The organism is Oleiphilus sp. HI0128 (assembly GCF_001635365.1).
The window spans coordinates 1-768 of sequence record NZ_LWGG01000339.1; the positions used below are offsets into that span (position 1 = coordinate 1).

The window sequence follows — 768 nt, forward strand, 5'->3', positions numbered from 1 at the left end:
TGACGGTAGCGTTGTCGTGATTCTTGACCTTCCTGCGCTCATTCGAGACGACATGGCAGGCATACTCGATTCTCTAAGTTCTAATGAAGATAACATTATTAAAGAGAAGCAAACGAAGACTGTCATGGTGGTCGATGACTCGGTTACTGTTAGGAAGGTTACCACGCGCTTGCTTGAACGAAATGGCTACGAAGTTATTACCGCGAAGGATGGTGTTGACGCTATAGCAACACTACAAGATCATAAACCTGATGTAATGCTTCTCGATATCGAAATGCCACGTATGGACGGTTTTGAGGTTGCAACACTGGTACGGCATGACGAACGCTTGAAAGATGTGCCAATCATCATGATTACCTCCCGAACCGGCCAAAAGCACAAAGAACGGGCACTTTCTATCGGTGTGAATGAATATCTTGGTAAGCCTTTCCAGGAACATGATTTACTGGAAAATATTGAGCGGTTCATTGGCTAAATGAATGTGCCGGAAGCGAGACCTAAGATCGGTGTCATATCGGATTGTGCCTTACAAAGGCACGTTCTGAGCAAAGCACTCAACGCTTTTGGCTTAAACCCTGTTATCAGTTGTGAGCCCGATATGCTTGCACAGCAACAAAGTGAAAAACTCGATCAGATCCAATGCTGGATTTTAGCTTTGCAAGAAGATACTTTTGAGTCGGTAGCGTTAGATGACATCATTGACCAAGCAGACAATATTCCTGTGCTCTTTGGTTTGGATAAAGCCCCAGGAAAACACGATGAGCAATA

At 44.4% G+C, this 768-nt stretch carries 1 protein-coding gene and 1 pseudogene; both read left to right on the forward strand.

Features of this window, described 5'->3' with window-relative positions:
* Window positions 1-475, forward strand: a 475-nt coding sequence (locus A3763_RS04335) for a response regulator (protein ID WP_156494900.1), incomplete at its 5' end; no start/stop codon positions are given.
* A gap of 6 nt (window positions 476-481) precedes the next feature.
* Window positions 482-768, forward strand: a pseudogene (locus A3763_RS04340) (hypothetical protein); the annotation flags it as partial.